This is a genomic window from Paenibacillus naphthalenovorans (genome assembly GCF_001465255.1).
Lineage (GTDB): Bacteria > Bacillota > Bacilli > Paenibacillales > NBRC-103111 > Paenibacillus_G > Paenibacillus_G naphthalenovorans.
In genome coordinates, this window is record NZ_CP013652.1 from 187,626 (window position 1) to 212,190 (window position 24,565).

24 protein-coding genes and 3 pseudogenes are annotated in these 24,565 nt (G+C 47.1%); 23 read left to right on the forward strand and 4 right to left on the reverse strand.

Going from position 1 to position 24,565, the window contains the following annotated elements:
* Nucleotide 1: 1 nt before the first annotated feature.
* The 9 genes from IJ22_RS00895 (at nucleotide 2) to IJ22_RS00940 (ending at nucleotide 7,252) form a co-directional block, all read left to right on the forward strand.
* Nucleotides 2-1,048 (forward strand): ABC transporter substrate-binding protein, encoded by a 1,047-nt coding sequence (locus tag IJ22_RS00895; RefSeq protein WP_062406522.1) that lies wholly within the window; start codon nucleotides 2-4, stop codon nucleotides 1,046-1,048.
* Between the two features lie 134 nt (nucleotides 1,049-1,182).
* Nucleotides 1,183-1,794, forward strand: a complete 612-nt coding sequence (locus IJ22_RS00900; RefSeq protein ID WP_062406525.1) for a nitroreductase family protein — start codon at nucleotides 1,183-1,185, stop codon at nucleotides 1,792-1,794.
* 258 nt (nucleotides 1,795-2,052) lie between these two features.
* The gene (locus tag IJ22_RS00910) at nucleotides 2,053-2,679 is read left to right on the forward strand and encodes a fumarylacetoacetate hydrolase family protein (RefSeq protein ID WP_062406532.1); all 627 of its coding nucleotides are present in this window, start codon (nucleotides 2,053-2,055) and stop codon (nucleotides 2,677-2,679) included.
* Nucleotides 2,680-2,728: 49 nt separating this feature from the next.
* A complete protein-coding gene (locus IJ22_RS00915; protein WP_062406535.1) occupies nucleotides 2,729-3,133 on the forward strand; it encodes a VOC family protein in 405 nt (134 codons plus the stop codon).
* Between the two features lie 46 nt (nucleotides 3,134-3,179).
* The gene (locus IJ22_RS00920) at nucleotides 3,180-3,422 is read left to right on the forward strand and encodes an HPr family phosphocarrier protein (protein ID WP_054819275.1); all 243 of its coding nucleotides are present in this window, start codon (nucleotides 3,180-3,182) and stop codon (nucleotides 3,420-3,422) included.
* Between the two features lie 125 nt (nucleotides 3,423-3,547).
* On the forward strand, nucleotides 3,548-5,239 hold the full coding sequence (locus IJ22_RS00925; RefSeq protein WP_235594227.1) for a dihydroxy-acid dehydratase: 1,692 nt from the start codon (nucleotides 3,548-3,550) through the stop codon (nucleotides 5,237-5,239).
* 130 nt (nucleotides 5,240-5,369) lie between these two features.
* Complete coding sequence (locus tag IJ22_RS00930; protein ID WP_062406541.1) at nucleotides 5,370-6,356, forward strand: cupin domain-containing protein; 987 nt, start codon at nucleotides 5,370-5,372, stop codon at nucleotides 6,354-6,356.
* Between the two features lie 35 nt (nucleotides 6,357-6,391).
* A complete protein-coding gene (locus IJ22_RS00935) occupies nucleotides 6,392-6,631 on the forward strand; it encodes a DUF1450 domain-containing protein (protein WP_054819276.1) in 240 nt (79 codons plus the stop codon).
* A gap of 96 nt (nucleotides 6,632-6,727) precedes the next feature.
* Nucleotides 6,728-7,252, forward strand: coding sequence for a gamma carbonic anhydrase family protein (locus IJ22_RS00940; RefSeq protein ID WP_054819277.1), 525 nt, complete (start codon nucleotides 6,728-6,730; stop codon nucleotides 7,250-7,252).
* A 5-nt stretch (nucleotides 7,253-7,257) separates the two neighbouring features.
* Here IJ22_RS00940 and IJ22_RS00945 read toward each other — a convergent pair whose 3' ends face one another.
* Entirely contained in the window at nucleotides 7,258-8,121 is an 864-nt protein-coding gene (locus IJ22_RS00945; protein WP_062406543.1) for a LysR family transcriptional regulator, read from the reverse strand.
* Between the two features lie 227 nt (nucleotides 8,122-8,348).
* Between IJ22_RS00945 and desA the strand changes: the two genes are divergently transcribed.
* The 8 genes from desA to rlmN all read left to right on the forward strand — a co-directional run bounded on the left by desA (nucleotide 8,349) and on the right by rlmN (nucleotide 14,925).
* Nucleotides 8,349-9,383, forward strand: coding sequence for a Delta(5) desaturase DesA (desA, locus tag IJ22_RS00950; protein WP_062406549.1), 1,035 nt, complete (start codon nucleotides 8,349-8,351; stop codon nucleotides 9,381-9,383).
* A gap of 158 nt (nucleotides 9,384-9,541) precedes the next feature.
* Nucleotides 9,542-9,676: a hypothetical protein gene (locus tag IJ22_RS26965; protein WP_256380581.1), complete on the forward strand. Its 135-nt coding sequence runs from the start codon at nucleotides 9,542-9,544 to the stop codon at nucleotides 9,674-9,676.
* On the forward strand, nucleotides 9,673-11,034 hold the full coding sequence (locus IJ22_RS00955; RefSeq protein WP_062406552.1) for a right-handed parallel beta-helix repeat-containing protein: 1,362 nt from the start codon (nucleotides 9,673-9,675) through the stop codon (nucleotides 11,032-11,034). Before IJ22_RS26965 ends, IJ22_RS00955 begins: the two co-directional genes overlap by 4 nt.
* Nucleotides 11,031-11,582 (forward strand): nitrous oxide reductase accessory protein NosL, encoded by a 552-nt coding sequence (locus tag IJ22_RS00960; RefSeq protein ID WP_062406555.1) that lies wholly within the window; start codon nucleotides 11,031-11,033, stop codon nucleotides 11,580-11,582. The genes IJ22_RS00955 and IJ22_RS00960 overlap by 4 nt, the downstream gene beginning before the upstream one ends.
* Complete coding sequence (locus tag IJ22_RS00965) at nucleotides 11,579-12,397, forward strand: ABC transporter permease (protein ID WP_062406557.1); 819 nt, start codon at nucleotides 11,579-11,581, stop codon at nucleotides 12,395-12,397. Before IJ22_RS00960 ends, IJ22_RS00965 begins: the two co-directional genes overlap by 4 nt.
* A complete protein-coding gene (locus IJ22_RS00970; RefSeq protein WP_062406560.1) occupies nucleotides 12,390-13,127 on the forward strand; it encodes an ABC transporter ATP-binding protein in 738 nt (245 codons plus the stop codon). The genes IJ22_RS00965 and IJ22_RS00970 overlap by 8 nt, the downstream gene beginning before the upstream one ends.
* Before the next feature lie 13 nt (nucleotides 13,128-13,140).
* Nucleotides 13,141-13,665, forward strand: a complete 525-nt coding sequence (locus IJ22_RS00975; protein WP_062406563.1) for a redoxin domain-containing protein — start codon at nucleotides 13,141-13,143, stop codon at nucleotides 13,663-13,665.
* Nucleotides 13,666-13,866: 201 nt separating this feature from the next.
* Nucleotides 13,867-14,925: a dual-specificity RNA methyltransferase RlmN gene (gene rlmN, locus IJ22_RS00980; protein ID WP_062406566.1), complete on the forward strand. Its 1,059-nt coding sequence runs from the start codon at nucleotides 13,867-13,869 to the stop codon at nucleotides 14,923-14,925.
* 114 nt (nucleotides 14,926-15,039) lie between these two features.
* Here rlmN and IJ22_RS25515 read toward each other — a convergent pair.
* The 3 genes and pseudogenes from IJ22_RS25515 to IJ22_RS00995 form a co-directional block, all read right to left on the reverse strand.
* Nucleotides 15,040-15,428: pseudogene (locus IJ22_RS25515) on the reverse strand (transposase); the annotation flags it as partial.
* 11 nt (nucleotides 15,429-15,439) lie between these two features.
* Nucleotides 15,440-15,487: pseudogene (locus IJ22_RS27260) on the reverse strand (hypothetical protein); the annotation flags it as partial.
* A 317-nt stretch (nucleotides 15,488-15,804) separates the two neighbouring features.
* Nucleotides 15,805-16,236, reverse strand: a complete 432-nt coding sequence (locus IJ22_RS00995) for a universal stress protein (RefSeq protein WP_054819794.1) — start codon at nucleotides 16,234-16,236, stop codon at nucleotides 15,805-15,807.
* Nucleotides 16,237-17,034: 798 nt separating this feature from the next.
* Here IJ22_RS00995 and IJ22_RS01005 point away from each other — a divergent pair.
* The 6 genes and pseudogenes from IJ22_RS01005 to IJ22_RS01025 all read left to right on the forward strand — a co-directional run bounded on the left by IJ22_RS01005 (nucleotide 17,035) and on the right by IJ22_RS01025 (nucleotide 24,486).
* Nucleotides 17,035-18,951: a XylR N-terminal domain-containing protein gene (locus tag IJ22_RS01005; protein WP_062406571.1), complete on the forward strand. Its 1,917-nt coding sequence runs from the start codon at nucleotides 17,035-17,037 to the stop codon at nucleotides 18,949-18,951.
* Nucleotides 18,952-19,467: 516 nt separating this feature from the next.
* A complete protein-coding gene (locus IJ22_RS01010) occupies nucleotides 19,468-19,884 on the forward strand; it encodes a carotenoid oxygenase family protein (protein WP_054819791.1) in 417 nt (138 codons plus the stop codon).
* 29 nt (nucleotides 19,885-19,913) lie between these two features.
* Nucleotides 19,914-20,393: pseudogene (locus IJ22_RS27100) on the forward strand (carotenoid oxygenase family protein).
* Between the two features lie 6 nt (nucleotides 20,394-20,399).
* Nucleotides 20,400-21,884 (forward strand): aldehyde dehydrogenase family protein, encoded by a 1,485-nt coding sequence (locus tag IJ22_RS01015; RefSeq protein WP_062406574.1) that lies wholly within the window; start codon nucleotides 20,400-20,402, stop codon nucleotides 21,882-21,884.
* A 176-nt stretch (nucleotides 21,885-22,060) separates the two neighbouring features.
* On the forward strand, nucleotides 22,061-23,161 hold the full coding sequence (locus IJ22_RS01020) for an NAD(P)-dependent alcohol dehydrogenase (protein ID WP_054819790.1): 1,101 nt from the start codon (nucleotides 22,061-22,063) through the stop codon (nucleotides 23,159-23,161).
* 212 nt (nucleotides 23,162-23,373) lie between these two features.
* The gene (locus tag IJ22_RS01025) at nucleotides 23,374-24,486 is read left to right on the forward strand and encodes an alkane 1-monooxygenase (protein ID WP_062406576.1); all 1,113 of its coding nucleotides are present in this window, start codon (nucleotides 23,374-23,376) and stop codon (nucleotides 24,484-24,486) included.
* Nucleotides 24,487-24,565 lie beyond the last annotated feature (79 nt).

The window sequence follows — 24,565 nt, forward strand, 5'->3', positions numbered from 1 at the left end:
AATGAAAATGAAACCATTCCGTAAACAATGGACTTTTACATTGCTTCTTACTGCCGTATTTGCTTTTGCCCTTGTTGGATGCGGAACTTCCGGCACCAAAGCGCCGGAAGCGCCCGAGGCGGGCGGAACCTCCGGTCAAGCTTCAACGAAGGAATCCGGGACCTCGCTCGAACCGACGCTGCGTATCGGTTATATTTCTCCAAATAACAAGGGAACCATTACCGGGGTGGAAGGCTGGGCGCAGAAAAAAGGATATCTGGAATCGGAATTAAAAAAACACGGTGTGACCGAGATTACCATTAAATCATTTCCGAACGGACCGAACCTGAACGAAGCCCTTGCTTCTGGAGCACTGGATGTAGGCATTTATGGGGATACGCCTGCGATTAATGCCCGTTCCGTCGGGCTGAAGACCAAGCTGATTAATATTAGTCAATCCGGCATGAATGCCTGGCTTGTAGCCAAGAAGGATGGCCCTCAAACCGTGGAAGATCTGAAAGGCAAGAAAATCGCTACCGCCGACGGTTCATATGTGAGCCGTTATGTCAGAGGCCTGCTTCTTGAGAAAGGGCTGGATAAAGATATCAAGGTCGTTCATTTGCTTCCGGCGGACGCCGAAGCGGCGTTGGCCCGCGGCGATATTGAAGCCTATGCTTATCCGACAGGCTTTGGTCCGCTGGTCATCAGCAAAGGCTACAAAGCGATTGATGAAGCGAAGAACCATCCGGATCTTCGCGGTTCCAGCGTCAGTGTTGTCAGCGAGGACTATCTTTCGAGAAACCCTGAATTCGTCAAAGTGTGGAACGGGATTCGCCAAAGGGCGGCGAAAGAAGTTCAGTCGAACGCCGAAGAGTTTTACCAGCTTTATGCCGAATCGTCCGGTTATCCGGTCGACGTTGTGAAAGCCTCCTTTGACATTGGCGAATGGCCTGTGGAGGATTTGCCCGAGGATGGCTTGAAGCTGCTTGAAGGCACCAAAAAATATTTGTTTGATAATGGGATTATCAAGAAGGATTTTGATCTTCAGGATTGGATTTACAAGCCCTGAATAAGCCTTCCGTTCCTTTGGTTAACGGGGTGGAATAGCATTGCGGCGTGACGATGAACTGCCAAATCTTGATGAATAGTAAAGCCTGCGCTTGGTCAGATTATGAAGGATAACTACCAAGGAGGAATTTACCGATGGCCCTTGAAGTCAAGGCGAACGAATTTTTAACGACAGTCCAACATCGCCGGAGCATTTATGGCATTAGCAAAGCGTCTCCCGTACCCGATGTACGTATTCAGGAAATCGTGAATGAAGCGGTAAAACATACGCCCTCCGCGTTCAACAGCCAAAGTGCCCGCGTTGTCGTATTGTTCGGTGACCATCATAACAGGCTTTGGGACATCACGAAGGAAGCGCTGCGCAAAATCGTGACCGGAGACTTCTCGGCAACCGAGCAGCGGATCAACGGGTTCCGCAACGGATATGGAACCGTCCTTTTCTTCGAGGACCAGACCGTCATCGATTCGCTGCAAAATCAGTTTCCAACCTATAAAGACAACTTTCCGCTCTGGTCTCACCAGTCATCAGGTATGCTTCAATTCGTGATCTGGACCGCCCTGGATGCGGAAGGCCTCGGCGCCAGTCTGCAGCACTATAATCCCTTGATTGACGGGGATGTCAAACAAACATGGACTATTCCGCAGCAATGGAATCTTATTGCACAACTGCCTTTCGGCAAGAAAACGGCGGAACCGGGAGATAAGGAATTCCAGCCGCTGACAGCGCGCGTCCGTTTCGTGAAATAAACCGCTCCTATCCGCTGTAGATTCATTCCCCTTGAGGCATCCAAGAAGGACATCGGCCAGAACGATGCGATTCGGTTGCCTGAAGGGGATTTTTGTGTTTGGTTTTTCAAGGGAAATCAAGCGTTTACAACGAATGAACCCTGTGATAATGTTGAACTATCGTTTCCAAATGCTTTCATCTGTTTCAAAGCATTGGTATGAATGTATTGATGCCGCCATCATAAATGAAGTTATAAAGGATGAAGAGGTGTAATCGATATGAACTCGATTCGAAACATTTATTGTGTCGGACGCAATTACGCTTTACATGCAAAGGAATTACAAAATGAAGTCCCCACAGCCCCTTTTCTGTTTTCCAAACCTACGCACGCACTCGCAGAAGCGAAGGGACAGGAGGTCATCCTGCCGGGGGACCGCGGATCCATTCATTTTGAAGTCGAGTTGGTCATTCGGATAGGCAGACCCTATGAAAAAGGCATCAAAGTAGACGATATTGTGGACGGCATGGCTGTCGGCATCGACTTTACTTTGCGCGATGTCCAAAACGAGCTGAAGAAAAAAAGCTATCCTTGGCTCTTGGCCAAAGGCTTTCCCAATTCTGCGGTGCTGACTAAATTTATTGCTTTCCCGGGTGTAGAAGGGTGTAAAACTACCAATTTTGCTCTCTTGAAGAATGGGGAGCAGGTTCAGGTCGGCAATATTCAAAATATGATTTTTGATCTGCAGACGCTCGTCGATTATTCTGCGCTTCATTTTGGACTTGGTGAAGGGGATATTATTTTTACCGGGACCCCGGAGGGAGTAGGGCCTGTTTCCGACGGCGACCGGCTGGCTCTATTATGGGGAGAACAAACGCTCGGCGATTGTACGATTAAACTGTCTTAAAGCATTGGAGCAGCAATTCACAAAACACTGGATAAGGAGAAAAAAGAACATGATAAAAAAAGCGGAGCATGTAGCGATTATCGTTACCGATCTGGAAAGGTCCATCGCGTATTACAGGGATATGTTCGGATATAAGCTGCGGCTCAAAGGACAAAACCCTGTACGGGAAATGGCTTTCCTATATCACGAAAATCAGCCGGGCTTTGAGATCGAGCTGATTCAGGATCGCGAGCCGCAGGGGGATTACTCCGTCAAGGGAATCGTCAATCATTTGGCTTTTACGGTGGACAATATGGAAGAAGCGATGAACTATTACCGCCAAAAAGGCATTCAATTCAACAGCGAACAACCTCAACCTGCTCCAGACGGGGGAAAGACCATTTTCTTCTACGGACCGGATCGTGAGCTGCTTCAATTTGTTCAGCGGAACACAGGCACGGGAGTGGAAGGGTAGGTCTTGAAAGATTGATCAATTTCATTTTATTGGGGAGGTAACGGTAATGGCGACTCATACAGAAACTATTGTTAGGATAGTCCAAGCCGCAAATCAATTCAAATCTTCTATTGTATTAAAGTATAATAATAAATTTGTCGATGCCAAAAGCCTTCTCGGATTGTATACCACCCTTACGGATTCCGGAGAACATGAGCTTCATGTCCACGGTCCGGATGAGGAAGAAGCGAAGGCCGCCATGCTTGAAGTGCTTGGGGAACATGGGCTGCGGGTGAAGCTTGTTGAATAATAAAATAATCAGTCCATGAATAATGATATAGAAGCCGACCAGTTTATATTGCTGGCCGGCTTTTCAGGATATAAAGGCATGGCGCGTATCATAAAACTTTCGTTTGCATGAGGAGGGATTCATTTGTGAAAACGAATACATCTTATGGCGATTCCGGCTTCAGTCATTTCATACGAATGGCGTTTCAGCGGCATCTGGGTTATGACGAACAGGATTTTGACAAACCGGTCATTGGCATTTGCAATACCTTTAGTGAGATTAACCGGTGTCACAGTCACATCCAGCCTATGGTGGATGCAATAAAGCAAGGTGTCATTATGGCCGGGGGGATTCCGCTTGAGTTCCCTACGATTTCGATAGGAGAAATGTTTACGAGTCCGACGACCATGCTTTATCGGAACTTGGCGGCCATGGATACCGAGGAGATGATCACGGCTCAGCCTATTGACGGAGTAGTGCTGATCGGCGGATGCGATAAAATGACTCCCGCCCAGCTGATGGGAGCCGCCAGTGCCAATAAGCCCGCCATTATGTTTACCGGCGGTCCGATGAACAATGGAGAGTATAATGGAAAAACGCTTGGCGCCTGCTCGGATTGCCGGTTCTTTTGGCAGGAGTATAAAGCCGGAACCGTCAGTGAAGAAGAGATCAATGAAATCAATGCACAGCTTGCTCCGACAGCGGGACACTGTATGGTGATGGGATCGGCAAGCACCATGGCGGCCTGTTCCGAGGCGCTCGGAATGATGCTGCCGGGTGGAGCGGCGGCCCCGGCCACCGTCCATGAGCGGATGAGACTTGCCAAGGAAACCGGTAAGGCGATTGTCCGGCTCGTCCAAGAGCATATCCGGCCATCGGATATCATGACGGAAAAAGCTTTCGATAATGCCATTCGTACCCTGATGGCTGTCGGGGGATCTTCCAATGCCGTTATTCATTTGATCGCGATCGCCAGAAGGCTGGGGATCGGACTTACATTGGACCGTTTTGAAGCGTTGAGTCAAACCACGCCGTTTATCGCCAATTTAAGACCGGCAGGCGAGTATCAAATGCAGGATTTTTATTATGCCGGCGGGGTTCCGGCAGTCCTGAAAGAATTGTCTCCTCTTTTGCATCTGGATGAATTGACGGTTACCGGAAAAACGCTTAAGGACAATCTGAAGGATGTACAGTCGAAGCCTCACTATAGTCATATTATCAAGTCTTTGAAGGCGCCATTATATCCTAACGGCGGAATTGCCGTGCTGCGGGGGAATCTGGCTCCCGACGGAGCGATCATCAAGCCGAAGGCTGTGATCGACAAGAAGCTGCTGAAGCATAAGGGTCAGGCTGTCGTCTTTACATCCATCGAGGATATGGAACAGCGCATCCATGATCCGGATTTAGAGGTGACTCCGGATAGCATCCTTGTGCTTCAACATGCCGGTCCTGTAGGGGCGCCGGGTATGCCGGAGGCGGGGATGCTTCCTATCCCTCAGAAATTGCTCAAACAAGGCGTCAGAGACATGCTGAGGCTGTCGGATTGCAGAATGAGCGGTACGGCATTTGGCACGGTGGTTCTCCACATTGCACCGGAAGCGGCGGTAGGCGGGCCTATCGGGCTGGTGAAGGATGGAGATTGGATCGAGCTGGACGCGGAAAGAGGATCTCTCGAGCTGCTTGTTTCAGAAGAAGAGCTGACCAGGAGAAAAGAAAGCTGGAGTCCGCCGCAATTTACAGATACGGGTTATAAGTGGTTGTATCGACGGCATGTTCTTCAAGCGGATCAAGGCTGCGATTTTGACTTTCATTTTCCGAGGGAAAGGGTAGGGGGTTGAAGGACAACGTCTGCCTTCCGGCTGCGGAGTTATACAGCAAGCATATCATCATGATACAAATTATATATTGTACAATTTTTCTGAATAAAGGTACGATAGGATTATCAAAAAATGGCAGGAGGTTTTGTATATGTCTAAAACTGCACAGCCAGGAAATTTATCCATCGGTACCTTGAATGAAAATTGGACGGGGGATGCCCGGTTCTATGAATATAGTACCGCGGCGGACCCGATTGGAAGCGGTATCATCAGTCCGATACCCGTCAAAGAATTCCCTCCCGACTTGCATAACTCAGGCGCAACCCGTATCGTTAAGCTGGATCTTTCCAGCGAATTGAGAACGGAATATCCGGCAACGAGTCCGTCGCTTCTCGCCCATTTCATTCGAATCAATGCTGGAGATTCCATCACGACACACCCCAACGCAACCAGTGAATTATACTATGTGATTTCGGGTGCCGGCAGAACGGAGTTAAACGGGAAGACGATCAGCTGGAAGAAAGGCGATTTCATGACGCTTCCTTCCGGATCGAACAGCCGGCATACCACGACGGAAGATACGACGATCTATTACATTCTCGATACCCCGCTTCTCGATTATCTTGGGGCTAAAGCGACGGAACCGCGATTCACGCCGGTCCTCTTTACGGCGGAAGAAGCCAATGCCAAATTGAAAGAAGTGACTGATGCACCGGACGCGCATGAAAAGAACCGGATTTCCATTTTGTTAAACAACCGGAAATTTGACCAGACTTTAACGATTACGCATGTGCTTTGGGCCATGTTTGGCATCGTTCCCGTGGGAGCCAATCAGGCTCCGCACAGTCATAAGTCGGTGGCTCTCGACTTCGTAGCTTATGCCGCCCCGGGGACGTATACGCTGGTCGGCGATAAGATTGACCCCGTTACCGCCAAGATCATCGATCCCGTTCGTGTGGATTGGGAAACAGGAAAGGCTTTCGTGACGCCTCCGGGATTATGGCATTCCCATCACAATGAATCCGGGGAGCCCGCCTATATCATCCCGATCCAGGACGCCGGTCTTCAAACCTACCTTCGCACCCTGGATATCCAATTTACCTTTTACGATCAAGAGGAAGAGAAACCCCTTCCGTGAATCCTCTATAACAGGAACAGACAGGAGCAGCGGGCATGAGGGTGGCCAAGTTTTGTGAACGGAACATCAAATCGGCAGGGAGCGGCGAAGCCATAGACATGCTTCAACGGGATTACCGGGATGAGGTGAGCGTTGCCGTCGTCGATTGCTTCAGACGTTGTTTACAATGCAGAGAGAAGCCCTTTTGCCGGATTCAATTAACAACCATTGAAGCCAATGATGCGAAAGCCTTGGTGGAAAAAATTATCCAAACGGCTCGGAGGGAAACCCGGTAAAAAGGGTTTTCCTCCATTGATCGTATTGACTTGGTTGAAGCCGTTTATCAATCTGCTTAGGAAGTCAAATTTTAAAATAAGGAGGGAGAGGACCCTATGATTTTTCCGTTGGAGAATCATCATCCCGAGTTGGATTCAACCGTGTATATTGCCCCTGGAGCGCAGTTGATCGGGAATATCAAGATAGGTAAAGAGTCCAGCGTATGGTTTAATGCGGTGATCAGGGGAGACAACGCCCCCATTGTCATTGGAGAAAGGTCCAATATTCAGGACGGGAGCATTCTCCATGTAGACGCCAATGTTCCCCTTAACGTGGGTAATGAAGTCACTGTTGGCCACAACGTCATCCTGCACGGATGTACGATTAAAGATGGCGCATTGATTGGCATGGGTTCAACGATTATGAACCATGCGGTGATCGGCGAACAAGTCTTGATCGCTGCAAACACCCTGATTACGCAAGGTAAAGTCATCCCTCCAAGAACCTTAGTGATGGGTAATCCGGGTAAAGTTGTACGGGAATTAACGGAGCAGGAGTGGAAGTCATTGCGATCGTCTGCCGAGCACTATGCCGCCCAAAGCAGAAGATATCTGGCAGCAAATATTCAAATTCAAAAATAAAGAATTCAACCCGTTTCCATCGCGATCTTGATAAATGCCTTCACCAAAGGGGATTGATCGTTCCGTCGCCACGACACACCCATGGAAGCTGCAGGAAATTGATTGTTGAGATCAATGTATTCCACGTCCTGAGTATGCAAATTCATGGCCGATTGGGGAACTACGGCGATCCCCATACCCGCTGCGACTAAACCGATCACGGTTTGAAACTCAAAAGCTTCCTGCTGGATGGTAGGGCTGCATAAACCCAGAATTTCATCATAAAGACCTGCCCACGTTTTTCTGGATAACATGACAAAGGGGTAGGGGGCGAGATCGGTAAGTGAAATGTCTTTTTTATTCACCAGCGGATGCTGCTTTGGCACGGCCAACACACAGGGGACGGACGAAACGATTTCGGTACGTATGTTTTCGTCATGAACGGGCGGTCTTAACACCCCTACATCGATTTCATCTTCTCGCAGCGCTTCGATTTGCTTAGGTGTCGGCAATTCAAGAAGATGCACTTGGACATCCGGGTACAGACTGCGGAACTCCCGCAGAACCATGGGGAGAATGTCGTAAGTGGCAGAACCGACAAAGCCAACCGTTAGCTTGCCGATTTCACCGTGATGGGTACGTTTCGTATTTTCTATGGCACGCCGCAGGTAGTCCAGCATTTTGCGAACCTCGTCTGCAAAGACTTTCCCGGCATCAGTTAATTCCACATGCCGATTATTTCGGTAAAATAGCAGAACGCCTAATTCACTCTCCAAATGTTGAATTTGTAAGCTCAAGGGTGGCTGCGTGATTTGAAGACGTTCCGCCGCGCGACTGAAATTCAGCTCTTCGGCTACAGTAAGAAAATATTGCAATTGCCGGAGCTCCACGGAGATCCCCTCCTGTCCAATGATGCAGAAAACAAATGATTCTTATAAAAATTATATCTCTTCCAATAATCACCAATCAATATTTTTAAGCCCGCATTAGAAAAAAGTTGAAACTTTATACGAAATCTAGCGTATTATATAGTTTGGGGGTTGTATTATTCTCCTGAAGAAATGAAATTCAACCCTATCACAAATAGACATTTTGAGATGAAGAGAGAGGGATCATTATTTCAAGCTCACAACACGAGGGACAAAGTTGGCGGGAAGATATTGCACCTTACGAAAGACCGCATACGAATTACAGTGTATGGCAGATCATCAATACGCTGGGGCCGTTTTTTCTGCTTTGGTACCTTGCTTATTGGAGTCTTTCCATTTCTTATTGGCTTACGCTTGCGGCGGCTGTGGTTGCCGGCGGATTTCTGGTCCGGATTTTCATCATTTTTCACGATTGCTGCCATAAATCCTTTTTCAAAAACCGGATGGCTAATGAAATGGTAGGAACAATAACCGGTATCCTTACCTGCTGCCCCTATTACCAATGGAGACACACTCACACGGTCCATCATGCGACCAGCGGCAACTTGAGTAAGCGTGGAACGGGAGATATTTGGACGCTAACGGTGGCGGAGTATTTGTCCGCGTCATGGCTAAAACGCCTAGTCTATCGTTTGTACCGGAATCCTCTCTTCATGTTTGGGCTCGGCCCGATCTACATTTTCCTCATTGATTATCGTTTTAACCGCAAACGCGCCGGGATGAAGGAACGGATCAATACGTATATCACGAACATCAGCATTGCCGGGCTTGCAGGCTTGCTCTGCTGGACTATTGGGTGGCAGCAGTTTCTCCTTGTTCAAGGCCCGATTTTTCTTGTATCAGGAATAGCCGGAATCTGGCTCTTCTATGTACAGCACCAGTTTGAGGAAGCCTATTATGAAACCGATGAAAATTGGGATTATGTAAAAGCAGCCTTACAAGGCAGTTCGTTCTACAAGCTTCCCAGAGTCCTGCACTGGATAACCGGGAATATCGGTTTTCATCACATTCATCACCTGAGCCCAAGGGTGCCTAACTACTATTTGGAGCGGGCTCATCATTCAAACCACAGATTACAAGATGTACAGACGATCACTTTACGAACCAGCTTGCGGTCCCTTCGTTTCCGAATCTGGGACGAGGACAGCAAGAAATACGTTGGGTTCAGGGATATCAAAGGCTTGTCGGCCAAAGCAAAAAAGTATAGTGCGGAAGCTCACTGATGGATTAGCGATACCGAGTTCTTAGGTATCGCTATTTTTTTTCATAGACTTGTGTTTGTTCACACAATGTTTCATACGAATAGCCCGGTTGAGTCATGCTTTAAAAAATAGAAAGGAATACAATAAAGTTGGAAATCCGCAGGAAAGGGGGAAGCGAGATGGGGAAAATGATGTCGGACGTTATGGAAGAGATGGAGATAACGTTCGAAAGGGCTGGTTCATACAACATTTACAATCATCTGCAGCAAGGGGAGTGTCATATGACGATGAAGAAGGAGCTAATCGTGTCATGATGCCCTCCAAGATCTTAAAGCAGGGGATTGTCTTGGGGATGACCATCTTCACTGTTCTTAGTATCGTTTTTTTTCGAATCGATTCAGCGTACAGCTCTGCTCTTACGGAGGGACATTCTCTGCAGCAACGGATTGATGAGACACCAAGCGGCGGGACGGTTAAGCTGCCGGCAGGCATGTATAACGGTCCGGTAACGTTGAATAAACCGATACGGATTATAGCTGATGGCGATGTTCAGCTGAGAAGCGATGCATCGGTGCCGACCATCAGGATACAGGCTGAGGGCGTTGTTTTACAAGGGCTGCGGATTGTACACCATGGCAGGGAGGATACGGCCGCCGTGCTTATTACAGCAAATGGCGCTACCCTCGAAAGTCTGGATATTCAAACCGCGTCCTACGGAATCGTCATCCGGGACAGCGGTCGTCATGAGATTCTCGATTCCGGCATTCGTTGGACAGGCCGTGACCGGCCGGACGGCGGCAAGCTGTCGGATCGGCGAAACGGCATCGATCTGCTCAACTCCCATGACAACCGAATCGTCGGGAACGTCATCAGCAGCATGAATGACGGCATTTATATGGAAAACAGTCACCGCAATTATATAAACGGCAACCGCTTCGAACACTCCAGATACGGCATTCACAGCATGTACATCGACGGCACGGAGATCAGCGGCAACCAAGGAGCTTTCAACGTTACGGGCGCCATGATCATGGGAGTGAAGGACGCCGTAGTTCGGGATAACACTTTCGTGAAGCAAAGTGAGAACGTCAACTCGCAGGGGCTGCTTTTCTACGATGTTCACACGTCCCGCATATTCAACAATAAGGTTGAGGGCAACCGGGTCGGTCTTTATGTGGAGAAATCGAACCGCAATGAATTTCAGAACAATGACGTTTTGCAAAACTTCGTTGGCGTGCAATTTCTGGAGTCGGAAGGGAATCGTTTCACGGCCAACCGTTTTATCGGCAATGTGATTGAAGCGGAAGCGAACGGGAGCAAGAACAACACCTTTGAAGGAAACTATTGGGAGGCGTTCCGCGGTCTCGATACGAACGGAGACGGATACAGCGATCTTGCTTATGCGATCAATCCGTTTTTTCAAAGATTAACATCGGCAACGCCTGCCTTCCAGCTATTTTTCCAGTCGCCGGGTCTTCTTTTTCTGGAAAGCCTCAATACGGCGGGCAAAGAAGAATGGACGAAAGACAAGGCACCATACCTCAAGCCGGATTTTCGTACCGAGGCTGCCCGTTCTTCCTACCCGGGTTCGTCCGATACGCTTGCGCTGGGGATCATGCTTTTATTTGCGGCAGTGTTCACTATTTATTATTTGGGGGTTAGAAGAGGATGAAAAAAACGGGATTTCTGATCTTTGTACTCATACTTGTAGCTGTTCTGTCCGGCTGCGGACAACCTAAGTACCAGGCGCAGCCGATTAATGAAGCGACGGATAAATGCACGATTTGCAATATGCAGGTGAAAGACGATGCCTTCGCCGTGCAATTGATCACCAAAGAAGGGAAAACCTATAAATTCGATGATTTGGGCTGCATGAACGAATGGAAGAAGCAAAACGCCGATGCTGAGATCGGTGCTCAATTTGTCAGGGATTACAATAACAAAGAATGGATTAAATATGAAGAGGCCACGTATGTGTACGATCCTTCCTTTAAGTCGCCAATGGCCTATGGCATTTATTCATTTAAAGATAAAGCCGAAGCACAGCAATTTATTGACAGTCAAAAAAAGGGCAAGCTAATGTCCGCTGCCGATTTGGCCGCACATTCCTGGGAGCGAAACAAGGGAATGATGGATATGGGAGGAGACCATAACAAAAATGCCCATTCCGAGACAAACGGAGGCATGAGCGGCGGAGATAAAGGAATGCATGGCAAATGAACGTACTTCATATCGCCTTGAGAGAAGTAAAGCTTGGATTCCGTAACCCTTGGGCCTACTCCTTTATGGCCCTTTTTACTCTTTTCAGCCTATCTCTGCTTCTGATTAATACGCAAAATTTCATGCAGGGCTATTCCAGCTCCACGGCTTCCATGCTGAATCTGATTTTGTATTTGCTGCCGCTCATGACGCTGCTGCTCGGCTCATTCTCTCTAACGGCGGAAAAAGAAGAAGGAAGCTGGCAGCTCTTGTCCACGTATCCTCTCACGACGTTTTCGTTCCTGTGGGGTAAATATGTCGGATTAACCTCTGTTCTGATGACCATCGTAGCTTTCGGGTACGGAGTGACGGGCATTATAGGCGCGCTGCTCGGAAACGGTCTGGACGCTGTCACCTTCGGGCTTTTTTTGGCCTTCTCTTTTGGGCTAGTGGTCTTATTCTTAGCGGCTGCGATATGTATAGGTACCGTGGCCAAAAACCGGTGGCAGGCGCTAACGATCGGCGTGGCGATCTGGTTCTTTGCCGTCATAGGCTGGCCCACCTTGCTGGTCGCAGCACTCGGATTGCTGCCTTATCTGTGGATTAAGCCAGCTTTGACGGCACTGACGTTGGTAAATCCGGCGGAAATCGTGAGGCTGTTCGTTATCGTTAAGCTCGGGGGAGGCGCGGCGCTGGGACCCGAGTATTACCAATGGGTGAGCTGGATCGGGAAGCCTTCAGGCACATGGGCGTTCATTCTGATATGTACAGCTTGGATTATCGTATCTGTAAGCCTGGCAAACCTGATTTGGGAGAGGGGGCGCTCGCGTGGGTGAGGACGTATTGAAGCTGAAGGGGATTGGTAAGGATATCGGAGGCCAAACGATTATCCATTCGATCGATATGTCGCTTCGCCAGGGGCAGGTGCTCGCGCTGTGCGGAGGCAATGGCGCAGGGAAAAGCACCCTGCTGCGAATGATTACGGGAATTCTTCAGCCGACCCGCGGCACGATTGAGGTTAACGGGCTTCAATGGCGGCACAACCGCCTGAAATATGCGGAACAAATCGGTTATATGCCGGATGATTATTTATTCGGTCAAGGGCTGTCGGCCGAAGAAACTTTAGCCTTCTGGGCGTCGCTTCGCAAAGTGCCGATGTCCAGGGTCAGGGAAGTTCTTGAGCTCGTGGGATTAATCGAGGTGAGACGCAAATCCGTCTCCTCGTTCTCTAAGGGAATGCGTCAGCGGTTATTGTTCGCGCAAGCCCTGCTCGCCAAGCCGCCTTTGCTGATTATGGATGAGCCTACAAACGGTCTTGACCCTTACTGGATGGATTCGTTCGTTGAGCTGGTGAGGTTCGCCAAGCAGGAGGGACATACCGTGGTATTTTCCACACATCAGCTGCAGGTAGCGGAGCTGGCGGCTGATTCCGTCGTATTTTTGAAAAATGGACACATCGTAAAGGAAGAAACGACCGTATCGTTCGGGAGAGCGGCGGGTTCCTCCAGCCTGCAAGCGGCATTTTCGAGCCTGTATGTCCATTCGAACAGGAATCCCGATGAATAAGCAGGAGGGCCCCATGATAACAGCGTGGAGAAAATGGGTCAGCTTTTCCGTCATCGTCCTTATTGTACTGGCTCTGGTATATGCGCTGCTTCAGAACCGCTCTGAATCCTCTTCGTCATTACGGATAGGAAAAATGGCTCCTGATTTCACGGCCACCACTCTGGACGGAAGCGCAGTGAGCTTGTCCGATTACCGGGGCAAGGGCGTCCTGCTGAATTTCTGGGGTTCGTGGTGCGAACCCTGCGTAAGTGAAATGCCAAGAATGAATACCGCATATCTCAGCGGACTTTCCGGCGTCGAGGTGATTGCCGTCAATGTAGGCGAGTCCAGAGGAAGCGCCGCCGAATTCGTATCGAAGCACGGGTTAAAGTTCCCTATCCTGCTGGATCCGGGCGGTGAAGCTGCCGGTCGTTACGGGGTCGTCGGATTGCCGGCTACCTTTCTGATCGACGGGGAGGGGCGGCTAAAGAAGATCATCCCCGGCGAATTGCCCCAGTTTGAGGGAATCATGGCGCTGATGAAAGAGGTACAATCTTAATCGCATCGTAATGGTATTTGAGCGGCCGGGCTTGAGCTTCTGACGGCCCGGTCATATAAGCCAATTCAGTTAAGGAGAAATTTGCTGCCCGGCTCTCTTGTTTTCATGAAAAAGATTTGGGACAATAATAAACAGGCTATAAGCCATTCGGCCGCTGAAGCAGAAGAGAGCTGAATTATCGTTTTGAAAAGAGGGCAGGCAATGAATAAAGCATCCATATATGGTTTGACATTGGATCAACTGACGGCATGGCTTATGGAGCACGGCCACAAAAAGTCTCGCGCGGCACAGGTCTGGGATTGGCTGTACAGGAAGCGGGTAACGGACTTCTCAGAAATGACAGATGTCAATAAAGAGTGTACTCAACTATTAGCGGATCATTTTGTCATCCAAACCTTAACCGAACATACCAGGCAGGAATCAGCGGATGGAACGGTCAAGTTTTTGTTCAAGCTAAGCGACGGCAACCTGATTGAAACGGTATTGATGAGACATAAATTCGGTTTGTCGGTTTGCGTCACCACCCAAGTAGGCTGCAATATCGGATGCAGCTTTTGTGCAAGCGGGCTATTGGCCAAAAGCCGTGATCTCTCCGGCGGCGAAATTGTGGAACAGATCATGAAGGTGCAGCTTTATCTGGATCAGGCGAAGCGGGATGAACGAGTGAGCCACGTGGTGGTGATGGGCATTGGCGAGCCGTTTGACAATTTCAAGAACCTGGTGAATTTCTTGACCGTGATTAAAGATCACAAGGGACTGGCGATCGGCCCGAGACATATTACCGTATCGACCAGCGGTCTTGCCGATAAGATTGTCGAATTTACCGATGCCCAGTTGCAGGTGAACCTGGCGATCTCGCTGCATGCGCCAAACAATGAGCTGCGGACGCGGATCATGAAAATTAATCGCGCCGTTCCGATCGAGAAATTAATGCAGTCCATTGATTATTATCTGGAAAGAACGAAACGGCGGATTACGCTGGAGTATATTCTGCTCAAGGATGTAAACGACCGGACGGAGCATGCGCTGGAGCTGGCCGACCTGATCGCACATCGGCGGCAGCTCGTGAATGTGAATTTAATTCCTTACAATCCGGTGGATGAACACAGTCAATATCAGAGAAGCGAGCGGGAATCGATACGGGCGTTCTACGACACACTGAAAAAACAAGGCGTGAGCTGCAGCGTCCGGCTGGAACACGGAACCGATATTGATGCCGCTTGCGGACAGTTAAGGAGCAAACAAATCAAGGCAGGGTAAATAACATGGGGTAAAGTAAATGGGGCCATCCCATAAGTAGTTTTTAACTACGCAGGGACGGCCCTGTTTTCTTAACTTCTCGTTTCCATACAGAAAAAAAGGTCGAGTAGGGGGCTATACGTACTCTCTTACTCGACCTTTTTGGTTCATCGCCGCCCACTTTAATAAATTATGGGCAAGGGAAAGCCACCCGACCTCCAGGCTCACTTTGGGCAAGCCGCGAAGCAGGAAACGCCGGAAGTTCCGGTTGTTTTTCATTTGTCCGAACACACTCTCCGGTTCGATCATACGTCGAACCGACAACGCGTAGCCTTCCTCACTTCGCAGCTTTTCCCGCGCCTGCTGCTTGTAGCGAAGGTACTTGAGACTCACCCGGATTTCCCGGTTCCCTTTGGCTTTCGTGCAGGCATCCTTCAAAGGACAACCTGTGCACCCCGACTCCGGTAATGGCGCAAACGAACCTCATAGCCGCTTTCCGTTGATTGCTTGCTCTCATAACGAAAGTCCAGCGAGAGGAATAGATTCGCTGGGTGTAGGCGTACACGATGACTTTCGCAAGCATTTTCGGATGGCAGCTATCCCGACCGCCCCCGGATAAGCAGCCGCAAAGATGTTGTCGTCCAACCGATTAACCGCATCATTGACAATGCGGACCAGATACCCCGCGGGAATATCTTCTTCTAAATCCATTGGCAGACAAAGTTGATCCATGTTATATTGAATGTACAAAAGAAGCCCTCCTTTGAATGGTTGCTCGCACTTCCATTTTACCAAGGTTTGGCTTCTTTTTGTTTTACAAAATTGAAAAAGGGGTATCCCCGTCACCTCAGTGACTTTTGGGACACCCCCATTTCTTTTTGTATCAGATTAGACGATGGTTTATTTTACTACTAAAACGGGAACCGGGGAATGCTGAACGACATTGTGGCTGACACTGCCCAGAAATAATTCCTTCAGCCCGCTGAGCCCTCTGCTTCCTATGACGATCAAATCGCAGCCGGATGTTTTGGCGTAATCGAGAATGGTCTCGGCGGGATAGCCCTTATGTAAAGCTTTGTTCCATTTGTTGGGGATCCCTGCTAAGACCTTTTCAGCTTGCTGCAAGGTTTTACTGCCCTGCTTCATGACCAGCTCAATGATATCCGGAGATGGAATATACTCATAGCCCGTATAAGGAGCGGAAGGAGAGACGACATGCAGCACTAGGATCTCGATCTGCTCATTAAGTTTAGCCAATTCAACGGCTTTAAGCAGTGCCTTCTCCGCTTGATCGGAACCGTCATAAGCGACAAGAATTTTGGAACATAACATAGCATCCACCGCCTTTTTGATTTATACATCGATCATAAATGAAATTCGGCTTTGATCATATGAGAAAAATCACAGATAAGCTATTTTTAGAAAGTCATTTGGTATAATTTCGTATAAATTCCAAAGGGGTTAACAAAAATAAGGGGGTGGCCGTTGTGAGGAGCATATGGATAACTTTCGGTTTGCTCGGTATTGAGTATCCAAAAGACAGGAAAACGGAAAGCCGCGGAGACCATCATTCTGAAAGACCAAACGCTATGGATACCCAACATGAATTTGAAGAATGCGAAGATATCGTAACCAGAACATTTCCTCTTTTAAACATCACTCTGATATACTTCGATCATCTTACTTTACCACATTTCTGGATAATCATCTGCAATTAATTATAAAAAATCCCAATGAAAGCGTTGACAAATAAAAACACTTGTAATAATATTTGATCATAAACCACTATATGGAATGTCTAATCTAATCTGTGGATTGATTGTTATTGCAGTATCGAAAACATTGTTATAGACCCTCATGGTTTGATAAAAAAGTGAACTATTAAGCAAGTGTATATGTCTTACGGAAGGGTCGGTCGGCGTTAACTACCGACCTATTTTCGTTTTACGTGCTCTTCCCTTAGAAGAATCGCTAAACACGGAAGAAGGACGTTTATCGTACAGATGGCTGAGGAGTTTGGTTCGTTACCTATCATTTTTTGGGCAACGAGGAAGGAGGACAGGATACGAAGAGATAGTACTAGAAATTTTTATTTTCCCATAGATTGATACAACGAAGGGAGACATTTCAATGGTGAAAAAACTGTTTCCTTCCGGGGACTTACTATCCTTAAGTACAGATGAGGTAAGGGACTTGTTTGGCGATCTAAAAAGTACCTTTATTGGGCTAGACGCACTGGGAATCTTACGCAAAGATCTGATCGCCGCTTTAGGCAGCGAGCGGGCGAAAGGTTTCTTACTGCGTTATGGTTGGCAGTGTGGCATTAATGATGTGAAATATTTGAGAGAAAAGTTCTTATGGACAACCGAAGACGACTTACTTCGGGCCGGATACAGAATAAACGAATTAAATGGCTATCTAAAATCCGGCTCCGTTGTAATGCGAGCCGACTGGGAGACAGGAAAATTTTACACCGAGGCCTATTGGAATTATTCATCTGAAGCGCAGAAGCATATAGAACATTTTGGTTATCATGATGAGACCGTTTGCGCTACAATGATCGGTTATGCAGGTGGTTACGGTACAGAATGTTTAGGCGCGAACATTCTTTTTAAAGAGTTCGAGTGCATTGGGAAGGGTGACCCTTATTGCCGGTGGGTTGGCAAAACGATTGATGATTGGGATGAAGAAATTGAGGATGTGCTGCCATTCTATGAAAGTGAAAATTTGGCTAATGAACTGGACAGAGCCTATCACAGGATTGAAAAACAAAAAGAAGCATTAAAGAAGGCTCTAAACATAAATGAAAAATTGTCAAAAGTCCTGATTCAAGGTGGAGGATTATCCAGCATAGTCAAAATTTTGGCCCAAAGTCTTGGTGCTGCCGCCGTCCTTGAGGATAAAAACTATAACCTGTTTGAATCATATGGAAACTACACACCTCATGAATTTGGTAGGTTTGTTGATCTTTCGCTCAAAAAAAACGAACAAAGAGTGAAGCGCTTGATAGAGGAAAAAGGAACGGTTCATGTCACGGTTCCTGGCGATTTTGGGTGGCAGCACGAGCGTCTCATATCTCCTGTGTTATTGAGGAATGAAGTGTGCGGATATATCTCGTTAATTAAACAACAGGGTGTGTTTGATGAGATGGAAACCATTTCACTGGAACGTGCTTCAACGATGTGTGCAATCCAATTTTTACAAGAACGTACGGCAATAGAGAGAGAGCAGCGAATAAAAGGCGAGTTTTTGAATGAACTCCTTAGTGATAAACCGGATATAGAGAATCTTTCTTATCGCATGAAATTACTTGGCTATAATCTCAATAAGCCCCATTATGTTTTTGTTTTTAATCTAGAGCATACGAATGAGATTAATATACATCAACGCGAACCTTATTTAATGGAATTAAGAAGAAGTATTGCGGATACGTTGGAGTCTCAATTGTTGTCTTATGGAAAGGGCTGTCTTGTTGCAAGCAGACTGGATAAAATTATTGCCTTAATCCCCCAGGAAGTTGTAGCACAAATGAAGTTTGAATTAAAAACCTTTGGAGAGTTTTTAGTCAATATTATATCTAACAATTATGCAGATAATAAGACCATTCTAGGCATTAGTTCCCTCTGCAAAGGCATTGATACGTTTCGCAAGGGATATGAGGAGGCAAACAAATCCATCATAATGGCCAAGCGGGGCAGAGTGACCTCAAATGTTATCTCTGTTGATGAGATGGGTTCTTTGGGGATTCTTCTTTGCACTAAGGATGAGAAAGAATTGGAAAGCTTTGCAACAGGATTATTGAAGGAACTCTTAGCGTATGATGAAGAAAACAACGCGGAGCTATTAAAAACATTATACTATTATATGGAAAATCAGGGGAATATACAGCAAACATCTGTTCAAATGACAATATCGATGGGCGCGATTAGATACCGTTTAAAACGAGTTCAGGAAATAAGCGAACTCGATATCACAAGTGCGAAAGGATTCATTGATTCCTATTTGGCGCTAAAAATACTCATGTTTCTCGGTAAATGGGGATTGTAACCGAGCGCATTTTGGATAAAAAAGGTATCATGCCACGAATGTGGTGTGATACCTTTTTTTGTGCGCGGCATTAGCGCTATCTCAAGGCATGTTGAACATGAATTAGGAATTGAACGACTTTAAATTCATACGTAAGCAATGAAAGCAGACCCGAAAAGGGCTTATTCAAGGAAAGTAACGGCAATCCTCCTGCTCAATTGATCGACCCCAAAAAAGGTTGTAATACGTACGGGTATTTGTGTAAAAGTACAAAACAATAGGCTGTAAAATATAAAAAATGGTTAACTAAGTAAGTCGAAAAAGGAGAATATTTTAACCAGTATTAGTATATAAAAGCGGTTCTGTTTATCTTAATATTATTTTTGTAAGCATTTTCAAATCGCTTTGCTGATCTCGAAACAAATAAAGGAGTGGTTTTTTGCAAGTAAAAGCCGATGAAGCAGTTGGACTTAAGGCATGCTATCACTTTCAAGGACGGATTAAAACAGATCTTTTGATTCATTTGGAGGAGATAAGATGAAAGCATTCCCGAAGGTCTTTGGACTAATAGGTAACTATGCCCCAATTATGGCTGAAATGGACGCGGAAGAGTTATGTGTGATCGAGGGCGAATTGCCTGAAGGTCTTAACGGTACGTTGTACCGAAACGGTTTCAATCTAATGTACCCTCCACTTGCTGAAGAACATAACTGGTTATTGGGGGAAGGCATGGTCCATGCGATTCGCGTTGAAAATGGAAAAGTATCTTATCGCAATCGGTATGTACAAACGGAGCAATACAAGGCGCAACGCAAGGCCGGCCGTCGTCTCTTGCTGACCACTGTGCATGAGCCTCCAGCTGAAGGCGGAGAAAATGTTCCGCGTAACTTTGGAAGTATCAATGCAATCTTTCATTCCGGAAGGCTCTTTGTCCCAGATGAATGGTCCCGTTAATGCTTATGGACGCTGATACACTTGAAACGATGGGACAGTACAATTTTGATGGTCAATACAAGGGCCCATTTACTGGATATCCTAAGATCGATCCTAAAACAGGGGAGATGCTAGCCTTCCGCCATTAAGCAGATGGTCCAGGTACTCCGATAGTATCTTTCAGTGTCATTAGTTCGGATGGAAGGTTAACCCGACATGAAAGATTTCAGGCGCCTTATGCTAGTGTCCTTCATGATTTTGTTACGACGGATGAACATATTATCTTTCCGGTCTTTCCGGCAACGATTAATTATGAGCGTGCTATGAAAGGGAAATCACTTGTGGTATGGGAGCCGAATTATGGGACTCGTATTGGCATCATGAGACGCGATGCCGGGGTAGAAACAATGCGCTGGTTTGAAGGCGATCCTTGCACTTGCGTGAATTTCGGACTTCGGCGGGAATCCAGAAAGATCGGCGCATGTGCTGCGCCAGCTTTTTACGAAACTAATTCATTTGAAAGAGGGTAATTTTCTATGGTAAATAAGACAGTGCCCGTGGTTGTTCACGCGTTGATCAACGGGGAGAAAGTGGCAGCCGATAAACAATATGCCCGTGAGAACCCCGCGAATTCCAGCGAGATAGTGGGCTATGGGCCTCTGAATACACGCGATGACGCCATTCGTGCGATCGATGCTGCAGAAAGAGCATTCTCTTCTTGGTCGGTGACACCTATTGACGAGCGCATAGAACGTATGCAGCGTGCGGCCGAAAAGGTGAAAGCTGAGGCCCCAGAATTAGCACAGTTGCTATCCCGTGAACACGGAAAGCCAGTTTACGATTCTCAAGGGGAGATTTTTTTTGCCACCTTGTGGATGGATTTTGCCACCAATATGGCGAAAGAAGTCCTGAAGGATAAAATACAGGAACATGACAACGGCAAGACCATCATCACGAAGGATCCTAAAGGAGTCGTCTCCGCTATTACCCCTTGGAATTATCCGATCGCGCTTTCCATCACCAAGATCGTTCCGGCTCTTCTCACCGGGAATACGATAGTGCTGAAACCAAGCCCTTTCGCTCCGCTTGCAGTTAGCCAATTAATGGAAATTATTGCTTCTGAATTCCCGGCAGGTACTCTTAATGTTGTGCATGGTGAATCGGATGTCGGTGTTGAACTTACAACGAACCCGAAGGTCGCCAAAATCGCCTTTACGGGCGGTACCAAAACTGCGAAGCACATCATGAGGGCCGCCGCCGAAACAATAAAGCATCTTACATTGGAGTTAGGCGGGAACGATGCCGCCATTATCCTCAGTGATTTTGACGTGAATGATGAGCAAGCGCTGCGCCGGATTGTAATTTCCAACTTTCTTACAACAGGACAAATTTGCATGAATTCAAAGCGCATCTATGTACACCGCCCCATCTACGACAAATTCGTAGAGAAGTACATTGAAGCCGCAAATAAATGGATTCGGGTAGGAGATCCATTTCATCCGGATGTGACGGTAGGCCCGCTGAACAACGCATTACAGGTGAAATTCGTAAAGGGATTAATTGAAGACGCGGAGAGTCGCGGGGCAACGGTGATCAAGCTGGGACGGGTGCTTCATCATGAACTTTTTGATAAGGGCTACTTTATGCAGCCTACGTTAATTTTGAATGCTGAGTACAATGGCTCCGTTGTTGTGGAAGAGCAGTTTGGACCGACGGTACCTATTTTGCCCTATGATAATGAAGAACAGGCTATAGCTCTGGCCAATGATAGTATCTATGGTCTGACTAGCTCTGTTTGGGGCGAGGAAGAGCACGCAATACGGGTGGCACGGAGCATTCAGGCAGGAACCACGATGATTAATACAGCATCACTCATGGGCCTGGATTTGAACTTGCCTTTTGGTGGTGTGAAGCAATCGGGTTTTGGACATGAATTCGGTCCTGAAGGGCTGCTTAATTATGTTGATACCCACGTTATAAATATTCCTAAGTCCCTCGATTTACCAAACATTCCGGAGTAAGAAAGGCGCCGGCGCTTTTGAGGGAAAGCGAATCAATAAAGGATAGAAATTGAAGTATAACGGATCACAATGGTACCCGCACCGGCGGGCGTCCGGGCAGATAAAATTCATCACCGGGGATATCGCCTCAATCGATGAAATTATCATATACTGAATATTTTTGGGAGGGGATTTTTGTGCAAATAAAAGCAGTGGTAACCCGCAATCAAGGCGAATTCAGCGTGGAACAAGTCACCCTGCAACATGAGCCGAAGGCAGAGGAGGTATTGGTTCGAATTACCGCTGTCGGAATGTGTCATACTGACTTAAGTGTCAAAGGCGGGATGATACCTTCTCCATTACCGATTGTATTAGGGCATGAGGGTGCGGGCGTTGTGCAACAGGTTGGGGCAGCAGTGCAAGGGATTGAACCGGGGGATCATGTGGTGTTGTCTTATAGCTCATGTGGTAAGTGTGATGCTTGTCTCCAAGGTAGACCCGCCGGATGTGTCCATATAAGCCTGTTGAATTTTGGCGGCATTATGCCGGACGGCACCAAGCGGATCGAACAAAATGGACAGGAAATTTCCACGTTTTTCGGGCAATCCTCCTTTTCGGAATATGCGGTTTCCCATTACCGAAACGTTATAAAAGTCCCGAAAGATATTCCGCTAGAAATCCTTGCTCCGCTAGGCTGCGGTATCTCAACCGGCAGCGGTGCAGTGCTTAACAAATTGCAACCGGAACCGGGTTCCAGTATTGCTGTATTCGGCTGTGGAGCTGTCGGATTGAGCGCCATCATGGCGGCCAAGGTCAAAGGCTGCACAACCATTATTGCAATCGACATTAATCACGGCCGTTTGGAATTAGCGAAAGAACTCGGAGCCACCCACACCATCAATGGCAAGGACGTGGACAATGTTGTACAAAAAATTACAGAGATCTCTACCGGAGGCGTAAAGTATGCGGTTGAAACGAGCGGTGTTCCGCAAGTTTTAAGACAGGCGGTCGAAAGCACCAAATCTCTTGGAACAACTGCGGTTGTTGGTGCACCGCCATTGGGAACAAAAGTGGAGTTTGATCATTTAGGTCTCGTTTCGGAAAAAACGATTACAGGGGTTCTCATGGGGAGCTCGGTACAGCAAATCTTTATTCCTCAATTGATTGAGTTGTATAAACAGGGCCTGTTCCCGTATGACAAACTCATTAAGATCTATGATCTTGAGGAAATCAATCAAGCTGCGGAAGACTCCGAGAGTGGCCATACGATCAAGCCGGTCTTGCGTGTGTCTGGTTAACAGGGCTTATAAACGATTGAAGGAACCCTTCCGTAATCTATCAAAGCTATCCATTTTTATCGATTGACTTGATAACGCTTTCTGAAAAAGGGAGGAACATCCTGAGACTTGAAATCCTTACTCACGAATTCGGCGTTATCTCGAAAAGTCCTGTTGCGGAATAGGTTTGTCCACGGACTCATCGATGGGAAAAAGGAGAGGAGGAATATCTCATGTTAGATTATTTAAGGTACTATTTTAACATCATAGTGGTGCTTGCTGGGGTTGCAGGGTATATGCTAGGTGGTCAATGGGTGTGGATCGGTTTCTTGGGAGTGCTCGTTTTCTTGTTAGTAGCTGATTATATAACCGAAGAAGATGAAGCGGAAAGAAAGATCAAGAATCCTTGGATAGCAGATTTTGCGTTATACCTGCACTTCCCGTTAATGATTCTGCTTTTTGGATCTTTTGCTTGGCGCATTCAACAAGGATTTAGCGAACCTACTGCGTTTATGACGGTGCTTGCTTACGCCGGATGCATATTTTCAGCTGCATTTTTGGGTAATGCCCCCAACTTGCCCATCGCTCACGAATTGTTTCACAGAAGACACTGGTTTCCAAGATATTTGGGCACTACATTAAACGTATACTTTGGAGACCCTGTAAAAGATATCCAGCATGTATATAATCATCACATTCATGTAGGAACATTGAAAGACCCCGATACTCCCCGTCGAGGGGAATCCGTCTACAAGTTTATATTTCGGGCAACATGGCATTCTTACAAGGAATCATACAAGATTGAAAAAGAGCGTCAAAGAAAAAAAGGTCGCTCGGTTTGGTCATGGCGCAGCCGTATCACCCAAATGTTTGTGCTATTCGCTCTGTTGATAGGCAGCTTCTATTATGTTTCTGGGTGGCTGGGTGCACTGCTTGTAACGATTCATTTGGTTGTAGCAAAGCTGCTTGCCGAAGTTTTCAACTATACACAACATTACGGACTTATCAGGGCGGAGGGCACACCGTTTCACCCCCGTCACACGTGGGAACAGCGCACATTTTTTTCCCGGGTATTCGGTGTGGAAATCACGACACATGCACACCATCATATTGATAGCTACGCCCCCTTTTATGAATTGAAACCAAGTACCATTGACAATAAGATGCCATCACTTGTTATTTGTTTCTTAATAGCGCTTGTTCCGCCGCTTTGGTTCCGGTTTGTCCAGCAAAAACTGAAAAAAATGGATTTGCTCTATGCCACACCGGAAGAAAAAATACTGGCAAGAGAAGCGAACAAAAGAGCTGGCTGGCCTGACTGGTTCGACGAAACAAGAGTCAGTTAGTATTCCAGGCGCTATGCTCTACTCAAAAACCGTATAGACAGATTCAATCCGGATCTGTCTTTTTTACTCATTATGAGGA